Here is a 9,571-nt window from a genome sequence, read left to right as displayed (position 1 = left end):
GCCGGTTACTCAAATCGAGGTTCAGGTCGGCTTGTTTCATGCCCTCATTCTGCCAAGCATTCCAGCCTTTGAAAATCTGGGCGCTCAACCGTTTTGAACACCATCCCTAGACTAAGGAGAATCCCTTGAAAAAAGCGCTAATCACTGGCGTCACCGGACAAGACGGCGCGTACCTCGCCGAGTTTCTGCTGGGCAAGGGCTACGAAGTGCATGGCATCAAGCGCCGCACCTCGTTGTTTAACACGGACCGTATCGACCATTTGTACCAAGACCCGCACGAAGAGAACCGCCGTCTCGTTCTGCATCATGGTGACTTAACCGACTCGTCGAGCCTGATCCGCATCATCCAGCAAGTACAACCAGACGAGATCTACAACCTCGCCGCACAGAGCCACGTTGCGGTTTCGTTCGAAGAGCCGGAATACACGGCAAACTCGGACGGCCTCGGCGCGCTGCGAATCCTCGAAGCGATCCGGATTCTCGGACTTGAAAAGAAAACGCGCTTCTACCAGGCTTCGACCTCCGAACTCTACGGGCTCGTCCAGGAAATCCCCCAGAAGGAAACGACCCCCTTCTATCCCCGTTCGCCGTACGCTGTGGCCAAGCTCTACGCGTACTGGATCACGGTCAACTACCGCGAAGCCTACGGCCTATACGCATGCAACGGCATTCTCTTCAACCATGAGTCGCCCAAGCGCGGAGAGACCTTCGTCACGCGCAAGATCACCCGCGCGCTGGCTCGCATCAAGCTGGGACTTCAGAACTGCGTTTACCTGGGCAACCTCGACGCGAAGCGCGATTGGGGACACGCACGCGACTACGTCGAAATGCAATGGTTGATGCTGCAACAAGAACAAGCAGAAGACTTTGTGATTGCGACGGGCGTGCAATACAGCGTTCGCCAGTTTGTCGATGCCGCTGCCAAGGAACTTGGCATATCGATTACTTGGAAGGGCGAAGGCATTGAAGAAAAGGGTTACGACGCAAGCGGCAATCTGATTGTCGCTGTCGACCCGCGTTACTTCCGCCCGACCGAAGTCGAAACACTGCTCGGCGACGCAACCAGAGCCAAGGAAAAACTTGGCTGGACACCGCCGACGAGCTTCGAGCAACTGGTCGCCGAGATGGTCGAAGAAGACCTTCGCAGCGCCCAACGCGATGAACTCGTGAAGAGCCACGGCTTCTCGACGTTCAACTACAACGAGTAAGGAGGACGAGCAGTGTCGACGAGTACAGGCGCCAATACCAAGGCCTTGAAGATCTTCGTTGCCGGTCACCACGGCATGGTCGGTTCCGCCATCGTCCGCCGTCTTCAAGCCGGCGGCTACACCAACGTGCTGACCGCGATGCGTGCCGAACTGGATCTAACCAACCAGTCGGCTGTTCACGCCTTCATGCAACGCGAGAAACCCGACTACGTGTTCCTCGCTGCCGCCAAAGTGGGCGGTATCTACGCGAACAACACATTCCCGGGCGAGTTCATCTTCCAGAACCTCGCGATTCAGAACAATGTGATTCACTCGGCATGGGAGGCCGGCGTTCAACGCCTGCTGTTCCTAGGCTCCTCGTGCATCTATCCGCGCGAATGCCCCCAACCGATCCGTGAAGACTACCTGCTGACCGGCCCGCTCGAACCGACGAACCAGCCCTACGCCATCGCAAAGATCGCAGGTATCGAACTCTGCGATTCGTACAACCGTCAGTACGGTACGCAGTACGCAAGCGCGATGCCGACCAACCTGTATGGCCCGAACGACAACTACGATCTCGCCACCAGCCATGTACTGCCCGCGTTGATCCGCAAGGCACATGAGGCCAAGGAACGTGGCGATCATGAGCTCGTCGTTTGGGGCACGGGCACGCCACGTCGTGAATTTCTCTACGTCGACGATATGGCCGACGCCTGTGTATTCCTGATGGAATCGGGCGTCCCGTCGGGCCTGTTCAATATCGGCATCGGCACCGACGTGACGATCCGCGAACTCGCCGAAGCAGTCGTTGCCGCAGTCGGTTTCGAAGGCAAGCTGACGTTCGACACGACCAAGCCCGATGGCACGCCGCGCAAGCTCCTGTCGGTCGACAAGGTTAAGGCACTCGGTTGGCAGGCGAAAACACCGCTCACCGAAGGCATTCACCGCGCCTATCAAAGTTTCCTGAACGGCGAGAAACGATAACGCCATGGATGGTCGCAAGCCTGTCGTCACGATCGTCGTGCCGTCGTTCAACCAGGGACGTTATCTCGACGAAGCGCTGAAGTCGATTGCCGCGCAGAAAGTCGCGACCGAGGTCTTTGTGATGGACGGCGGTTCCACCGACGACTCGCTATCGGTCATCGAAAAGTGGCAATCGTCGCTCGCCGGATGGCGTAGCCACAAGGACGACGGACAGGCCGCGGCGATCAATGAAGGTATCGCCAAGGGCACGGCGCCGTATGTATGCTGGCTAAACAGCGACGATCTTCTGTTGCCCGGTGGGCTCGACAAGCTCGTCGATGCAATGGAACGCCATGCGGGATGGCCGGCGGCCTATGGAAAGGCTTGGCACCTCGACGACGCGACTGGCAAGCGCACGCCGGCCTGGGTCGAGCCATTCAACGAGCGCAGGATGGCGGTACGCTGCGTGATTACGCAACCCGCGTCGCTGATTCGCCGTTCGGCATGGGCGGCGGTCGGTGGCCTCGATGCGAAGCTTAAAATGGCGCTCGACTATGACCTTTGGTGGCGGCTCTATCGTCACGGCGGTCCGCTTGGTTTTGTCGACGACGAGGTGGCGGTCAATCGCAATCATGATGCGACCAAAACTCGCATTCATCGCCGCCTGCACTACAAGGAAGCGATGGAGACGGTACGGCGTCATCACGGGCATGTGCCACTGAAATGGTGGCTCGCGCAACCCTATGCGGTGTGGTGGAAGACTTTGATCCGATAGCATGCGCGTTCTTCATTTCTATAAGACCTATAAGCCCGACACGATGGGCGGCGTCGAACAACTGATCGGTGAAATCTGCAGCGGCTCGGCAGCCCGTGGGGTGCCAAGCGACGTGCTCACGGTCAGTCGCAACACGTCGACCGTGGATCTGGGCGATCACATGCACTACCGCGCGAAACTCGACTTCAAGCTCGCTTCATCGTCGTTTTCGGTATCGTCGCTCGGTCGTCTGAAGGAGCTGGCCGCGAATGCGGACATCATTCACTACCACTTCCCCTGGCCGTTCATGGACATGGCGCACTTCATCACGCGCCTGAACAAGCCAACGGTGGTCACGTATCACTCGGATATCGTGAAGCAGAAGACACTGCTTCACTTTTACCGGCCGTTGATGATGTGCTTTCTCGGTAGTGTCACGAAGATCGTCGCGACGTCGCCACAGTATGCGAAAACCAGCCCCGTGCTGCAGCGATTCGCGGATAAGGTCGAGGTGATCCCGATCGGTTTGAACGAGCAGGCATATCCGCGCGCGAGCGATGCGAAACTTGCCGAGTGGCGTGAGCGTGTCGGCCCGAAGTTTTTGCTCTTCACTGGCATGCTCCGCTATTACAAGGGGCTGCATATTCTGCTCGACGCACTCGCGGGCTCAGAGATTGATGTCGTTATCCTGGGCGGCGGCCCGCTCGAGGCTGAACTGAAGTCGCAGGCTCAGGCGCTTGCGCTCAAGAAGGTGCATTTCGTCGGCGCCCTGCCGGACGAAGACAAGTTCGCGTTGCTCACGCTTTGTCACGGGCTGGTGTTTCCTTCGCAGTTGCGCTCGGAAGCGTTCGGGATTTCGCTGCTCGAAGGGGCGATGTATGGAAAGCCGATGATCTCCTGCGAGATCGGCACGGGAACATCGTATGTGAACGTAGGCGGTGAAACGGGTCTGGTGGTGCCACCCGAGAATCCAACCGCGCTCAGGGAGGCGATCGACCAGATATGGAACGACGAAGCCCGCGCTTCGCGCCTGGGGGCAGCGGCGCGGAAGCGATTCAGCTCGCTGTTCACCGCCGACAAGATGGCCGACGCGTACGTCGACCTCTATCACCGGATCGCAGCCCGCTAATCGGGCTGCTGACGGGGGTTCGGCCGCCTCTGCCTGCAAAGTTGATGACCGGCCTACCGCCACATCTCCGTAAGCGTCCGCCCACGGCATCTTGCGTCGATGGCTAAGCTGGAGAAGTGCGGAGCAAGTTTTGGCGGTGAGTGAAGCGGAATAAGTCCCCACGTACTAAAGTGGGGACATAGGTCAGCTCGGGCTGCAATAGCCGGCCTCGCCGAACGGCGCGAGATTCCACGGAAGCAACTCGTCGAACCTGTTGACGGGGTGATCGGCAATCCGGGCTAGCACCTTGACGTAAATACGCCTCGGGGTCGAGCCCATTCAGTTTGGCCGAGCCGATGAGGCTACACATCGCGACCGCGCGCGCTCGGTCGGAATCGGAGCCTGCGAACATACAATTCTTGCGACCCAACGAGACCGCGCGCGACGCCCGCTCGACCGCGTTGTTGTCAATTTGCACGCGCCCGTCGCGGGCAAACGTATTCAGTGCGTCCCACCGATTGAACGCGTACTGGATCGCACCGGCAAGCGCGGATTTGCCCGACAGCGTAGGGAGCAACGCGATCATCCACGCCCGCATGCTGTCGAGCAACGGCTGCGTCTGTGCCTGGCGAGTGGCGAGTGGCGAGTGGCGAGTGGCGAGTCGAGCCCCAAAGTCTGTAAACTGGTGGAGAACCGAACGCTGGCTCACATCGTGGCAAGCAAGCTCCAGTTGCAGTGGTCGCCGGAGCAGATTGCCGGGTGGCTAAGGTGCACATACCCGGGCAACGAGGACTACCAGGTGTCACATGAGACCATCTATCGCAGCCTCTTTATCCAGGCCCGTGGCGCCCTGAAGAAGGAGTTGCTGGAACATTTTCGGCGCACCCGGGCCATGCGCCGTTCGCGGCACCATACGCTGAAGACGGGCACTCACGACAGAATCAGCGAGGCGGTATCGATCAGCGAGCGTCCAGCCGCAGTTGAAGATCGGGCGAGACCCGGTCACTGGGAACGTAATCTGCTGCTCGGCAGCGGGAACAGCCAGATTGCGACCCTCGTCGAACGCCAGACGTGCTACGTCATGCTGGCGAAGGTCGCCAGCGATACCGAGACGGTGATCAACGCGCTGATCAAGCATGCCCACAAGTTGCCAGAGGAACTCTACAAATCGCTGACCTGGGATCGAGGCAAGGAGATGGTCGAACACACGCGTTTCACGGTGGCGACCGACATCAAGGTCTACTTCTGCGCCCCTCAGAGTCCTTGGCAGCGTGGGTCGAATGAGAATACGGACGGGCTATTGAGACAGTATTTCCCCAAGGGAACTGACCTCTCGGCGTATTCGCAGGCCAAACTCAATGCCGTGGCGAGGCGATTGAACGAGCGTCCGAGGAAAACGCTAAACTACGAAACACCTGCTAAACGATTTCACCAATCCCGGTGTATCCACCGGTTGAATCTGCAGCCCTCACGGGCCAATTAAATGTAAACGATTACATGCGCTCGCTTAAACAACATGCCTACGGCTCTGTTGCTGCCGTTCTGATTTCCCTCCTATATATCCATGCGAGTGAAGTCACAGGGCGTCTAGCTCACGACGTTTCATACGACGACATCGCATATCTGAACGACGCGATCGATCGGCTGATCGTGCTCGTCGACCAGGGTATTTGGGCGTTTTTCGACACATTCCTACACAATCCGCCGCACAGTCCATTGTCGACTGTCTTCGCGTTGACGGCACTAAGCATCGGGGGCTACAGCACGCTGATCGTCTATGCGACCAACTCGTTGTTGCTAGTGGCTGTCGTTAGCTTTCTACTTTACGCCTTCCGAAACTTCGACCAGCGAGTTCTGATATGGATTGGAGCGGCATTCCTTACATCGCCGATCGCCTACAACACTATCGAGAATTTCCGCCCCGATTTTGCTGTCGGTTTCGTCACCACCGCGATGGCCTGGTGGTTTATCACGGGCATGGTCAACGGCGACAGATCTTCGCTCGTTTTGGCGGGTGGTGCGTTTGGGGGAGCCCTACTGGTCAAGCCGTCGTTCTTCGCCCACACGCTTGCGCTCGCAATCGGTCTTTCCGCACTCTATTTGATAGTTTTTGTGCTTGGGCGCAAAATCAAAAAAAACACCGTCCATCTGGGCATTCGGCCTCTTTGCGTATTTTGGGGAATTGCGTTTATTCTTGCCCTGCCCTATTACGTGATCGCAGGACGAGGAATCTTTGATTACTTCTGGAACAACACCCGTGGTGCCGACGCATACCTCTGGTCCTATGGAAAGGAGGTCTCAGAGGCACGCGTCATTCGAGACTACCTTGGGTCGGCTTATCAACGCGCGATCGGCTTTCACCTGATCCTATGCGTGGTTTTTATCGTCGTTGGGGCGACCCTCCTGACCATCCGGCGGAACTGGCGTGAACTTGCTGTCCTAGGCTGCCTGGTAGGATTCGGCATTACTTCTTTTACAATCCTCGTCATCGGGCGCCACAAAAACAGCTTCTTTTTTTCCACGTTTCAGGTGACTGTGCTCATTGCGGGCTTTTACGGATTTGGCGCACTGTATTCCCTGCTTGGCAAACGTAGCCGGAACGCATTGATCGTCGTCGCCTGGTGTGCACTGGTCGCGGCAGCCCAGATCAACCTTAGTAAGCATGCACACTTCGAGCCAACAACCGAAGATCTCGCTGATCACAGCTTAAACCGGAAGATCGTAAATCAGATCCAGGATGCGCTCAGTGATAGTGGAAAGGGGTCGAACCGAAGTCCGGTATCTGTCATCGTCACTGTGCCCGGTCCGGTGAACGCGCACTCGATGAAATGGATCGCGGCGCAAGGTGGCCTATCTATCCGCCCGATCGACCGTGACCGTTCGAGTCAAATGTCGGACTTCCTGGAAGCCGCGAGAGCCACCGATTTTGTTGTCGTGCCGAACGCTTTGCGGGCCGAGTTCTATCGGCAGTTCCCTGGCGCGCCGCTTCAATCTGAGTTACTCGACATGCTCCGCAAAAATTCGGACTTTGTCGAGATCAGCCCCAAGGACGACAAGGCTCACTATCATGTCTTCAAGAACGTCGCGCTAATGGGCTCGGGTGCTCCTGTGCTCGACTTCCACGGAGTCAAGTCCGTGTCCGGATTCGCGAACCCCGAGGGACCCTATCCACAATGGCAACTGCCTCGAGTTCAATGGATGAGCGCCACGGCCTCCCAACTATGCGTTCAAGACCCGGGGGTCTACGACGCCAGCATGCGTTTCCGTGCCAACTCCGCTGGATACCTGGCAGTCAGCGACACCCGAGGACACTCCGACGTCGTCGGCCATTTCACGCCGGATGTCTTCACAGACGTGACGTTCACTCACACATTTACCGAGGGTGATATGTGCGTTACCCTGACGCCTACGGTGGAGCATGCAACGGTCGACAGCAGCAACTGGTTACTTTTCTCTCGCTTCAGATTCGCCAAATCGGAGGGGAACGTTCAATGAAAGAAAGCGAATTCGACCGATTTGCCGAAGAATACCGCGCAATCCATGCAGCGAACATTTCTGCATCTGGGGAGGCCCCCGAGTTTTTTGCCGAGTATAAGATCGCTGACCTAAGCCGTCACGCACGGACTAACCGCATCGCAGCAAGATCCATAGTCGATTTCGGATGTGGAGTCGGCAACTCAATCCCATTCTTCCGTAAATACTTTCCGCGCAGTGAGGTGCTCGCCGCGGATGTTTCAAGAAAGAGCCTTGAGCTCGCCAAGCAGCGCTTCGGCGAAGAAGCTCGTTTTTTCAATCTGACCGGAAACCGCATCGATTTGCCTGATGGTACCTTTGATGTACTTTTCTCTGCATGCGTGTTCCATCACATCCCCCACGAAGAACACGAGCACTGGCTGCGCGAACTTCGTCGTATCGCAACGCCCGACGCGATGCTGGTGATTTTCGAGCACAATCCATGGAATCCACTAACAGTGCGCGCGGTCAATACGTGCGAGTTCGATAAAAACGCTCGACTGATGACTCCATCAAAACTCGAAACCTCGATGCAGCGCGCGGGATGGTCCAGGACTCGACATGAATATCGAATCTTCTTCCCAAATAGCCTTCGGACACTTCGCCCGCTGGAAGCGCGTATGCGTTGGCTCCCCCTGGGTGCTCAGTACGCGGTGATTGCAAGGCCATGAAGCCCGTACATCTGCAATTCTTCAAATATCTCGCGGTAGGGGCGTTGAACAGCGCAATTGGTCTATTTTGCATCTTTGGTTGCATGAAATTGGGCTTAAACGACGTACTATCCAACGCCATCGGATATATCGTTGGTTTTTTTATAAGCTACTCCGCAAATAGCAGGTGGACGTTTAACCAACGAAAAACTTCCGCGTCGACGTTTGTCCGCTTTTTGAGCGTGATCTGCGTCGCGTACGCATGCAACATAGTGATTTTGCTCGCAGCTAAACATATCGCGCACTTCGATCGTTGGATTTCTCAAATACTCGGCGTTATTACATATACCCTAGTTGGCTTTGCCGGGGCAAGATTCTTTTCTTTTCGAGCGAAAAACACCACCACTTCAAGTACTTAATTATGACTAAGCAAATCGCCATAGTCGTTCCTTGCTACAACGAAGAGGCCGTTCTTAAGGAAACGATGCGTCGCTTAAATCATGAACTAACGAGCCTCAAGGACGCGGGGAAAATCACGCGTGATAGTCGAGTCTATTTCGTCGACGACGGGAGCCACGATAAGACTTGGGGCATCATCAACGAATTTGTACAAACAGGCGCGCCTGCGATCGGTATCAAACTCTCCAGAAATCGCGGCCACCAGAACGCGCTACTCGCGGGACTTTGGATTGCGAAGGGAGACGCCGTAATCACCATCGACGCAGACCTCCAGGACGACGTCGCTGCTATCGGGAAAATGATCGACGAATTCGACTGCGGCTCGGACGTCGTTTATGGGATTCGAGATAGCCGGGAGACCGACACGGTCTTCAAAAGACTCACTGCGCACACGTTCTACAAGTTGCTGACAACCTGCGGCATCGAGACTGTTTACGATCACGCGGATTATCGTTTGCTAAGCCGGCGCGCAGTCGAAGCGCTCAAGGAGTTTCGAGAGGTCAATCTGTACCTGCGAGGCATCGTGCCGCTGATTGGGTTCAAGTCGTCGTCGGTCAAATATGATCGGGCGAAACGTTTTGCCGGTGAGACGAAGTATCCTCTGCGCAAAATGGTCACGCTAGCGCTCGAAGCCATTACATCGTTGTCCGTAGCTCCGCTACGATTGATCAGTGCCTTTGGATTTCTATTGTCCGCAGCAAGCTTTGCCATTACGTTCTGGGCCATCGGAGTCAGGCTGTTCACAAACGAAGCTATACCGGGATGGGCTTCGACCGTACTACCGATTTACTTCCTAGGCGGATTGCAATTGCTATCCCTAGGCGTGATCGGCGAGTACGTCGGAAAGATCTACCTTGAGTCAAAGTCAAGACCGAGGTTCATCGTAGAAGCGGTATCGGAGCTTCGAGAGTCCAGCAGGCTCAAATGAGTTCAA

At 56.4% G+C, this 9,571-nt stretch carries 8 protein-coding genes and 2 pseudogenes; 9 read left to right on the top strand and 1 reads right to left on the bottom strand.

Annotation, left to right across the window (positions count from 1 at the left end; translation table 11 throughout):
- Positions 1-125 precede the first annotated feature (125 nt).
- Genes gmd through HV670_RS05695 form a run of 4 tightly spaced genes read left to right on the top strand, consistent with a single transcriptional unit; the run spans position 126 to position 4,036 of the window.
- On the top strand, positions 126-1,208 hold the full coding sequence (gene gmd, locus HV670_RS05710) for a GDP-mannose 4,6-dehydratase (RefSeq protein ID WP_175103647.1): 1,083 nt from the start codon (positions 126-128) through the stop codon (positions 1,206-1,208).
- 12 nt (positions 1,209-1,220) lie between these two features.
- Positions 1,221-2,174: a GDP-L-fucose synthase family protein gene (locus HV670_RS05705; RefSeq protein ID WP_281362362.1), complete on the top strand. Its 954-nt coding sequence runs from the start codon at positions 1,221-1,223 to the stop codon at positions 2,172-2,174.
- Positions 2,175-2,178: 4 nt separating this feature from the next.
- The gene (locus HV670_RS05700; RefSeq protein WP_175103646.1) at positions 2,179-2,928 is read left to right on the top strand and encodes a glycosyltransferase family 2 protein; all 750 of its coding nucleotides are present in this window, start codon (positions 2,179-2,181) and stop codon (positions 2,926-2,928) included.
- Between the two features lies 1 nt (position 2,929).
- Positions 2,930-4,036 (top strand): glycosyltransferase family 4 protein, encoded by a 1,107-nt coding sequence (locus HV670_RS05695; protein WP_217478365.1) that lies wholly within the window; start codon positions 2,930-2,932, stop codon positions 4,034-4,036.
- A 183-nt stretch (positions 4,037-4,219) separates the two neighbouring features.
- Here the strand turns inward: HV670_RS05695 and HV670_RS05690 are convergent.
- Positions 4,220-4,652 (bottom strand): annotated as a pseudogene (locus tag HV670_RS05690) (IS66 family transposase); the annotation flags it as partial.
- Between HV670_RS05690 and HV670_RS05685 the strand changes: the two are divergent.
- From HV670_RS05685 to HV670_RS05665, 5 genes and pseudogenes are all read left to right on the top strand, one after another.
- A pseudogene (locus HV670_RS05685) lies at positions 4,615-5,498 on the top strand (IS30 family transposase); the annotation flags it as partial. The pseudogenes HV670_RS05690 and HV670_RS05685 overlap by 38 nt on opposite strands.
- A 14-nt stretch (positions 5,499-5,512) precedes the next feature.
- Positions 5,513-7,510 (top strand): ArnT family glycosyltransferase, encoded by a 1,998-nt coding sequence (locus HV670_RS05680; RefSeq protein WP_175103644.1) that lies wholly within the window; start codon positions 5,513-5,515, stop codon positions 7,508-7,510.
- Complete coding sequence (locus tag HV670_RS05675; protein WP_175103643.1) at positions 7,507-8,199, top strand: class I SAM-dependent methyltransferase; 693 nt, start codon at positions 7,507-7,509, stop codon at positions 8,197-8,199. Before HV670_RS05680 ends, HV670_RS05675 begins: the two co-directional genes overlap by 4 nt.
- Entirely contained in the window at positions 8,196-8,597 is a 402-nt protein-coding gene (locus HV670_RS32195; RefSeq protein ID WP_175103642.1) for a GtrA family protein, read from the top strand. Before HV670_RS05675 ends, HV670_RS32195 begins: the two co-directional genes overlap by 4 nt.
- 2 nt (positions 8,598-8,599) lie before the next feature.
- Positions 8,600-9,565, top strand: coding sequence for a glycosyltransferase family 2 protein (locus tag HV670_RS05665; RefSeq protein ID WP_175103641.1), 966 nt, complete (start codon positions 8,600-8,602; stop codon positions 9,563-9,565).
- The last annotated feature ends 6 nt before the right edge of the window (positions 9,566-9,571 follow it).

This window comes from Pararobbsia alpina (assembly GCF_902859895.1).
GTDB lineage: Bacteria > Pseudomonadota > Gammaproteobacteria > Burkholderiales > Burkholderiaceae > Pararobbsia > Pararobbsia alpina.
The sequence above is the reverse complement of the archived record's forward strand: the minus strand, read 5'-3'. Positions and strand labels throughout refer to the sequence as shown.

Excerpts from the sequence above, each read along its gene's own strand:
- HV670_RS32195 (WP_175103642.1), top strand. The coding sequence starts at position 8,196 with ATGAAGCCCGTACATCTGCAATTCTTCAAATATCTCGCGGTAGGGGCG.
- HV670_RS05680 (WP_175103644.1), top strand. The coding sequence starts at position 5,513 with ATGCGCTCGCTTAAACAACATGCCTACGGCTCTGTTGCTGCCGTTCTG.
- HV670_RS05675 (WP_175103643.1), top strand. The coding sequence starts at position 7,507 with ATGAAAGAAAGCGAATTCGACCGATTTGCCGAAGAATACCGCGCAATC.
- HV670_RS05695 (WP_217478365.1), top strand. The coding sequence starts at position 2,930 with ATGCGCGTTCTTCATTTCTATAAGACCTATAAGCCCGACACGATGGGC.
- HV670_RS05665 (WP_175103641.1), top strand. The coding sequence starts at position 8,600 with ATGACTAAGCAAATCGCCATAGTCGTTCCTTGCTACAACGAAGAGGCC.
- HV670_RS05700 (WP_175103646.1), top strand. The coding sequence starts at position 2,179 with ATGGATGGTCGCAAGCCTGTCGTCACGATCGTCGTGCCGTCGTTCAAC.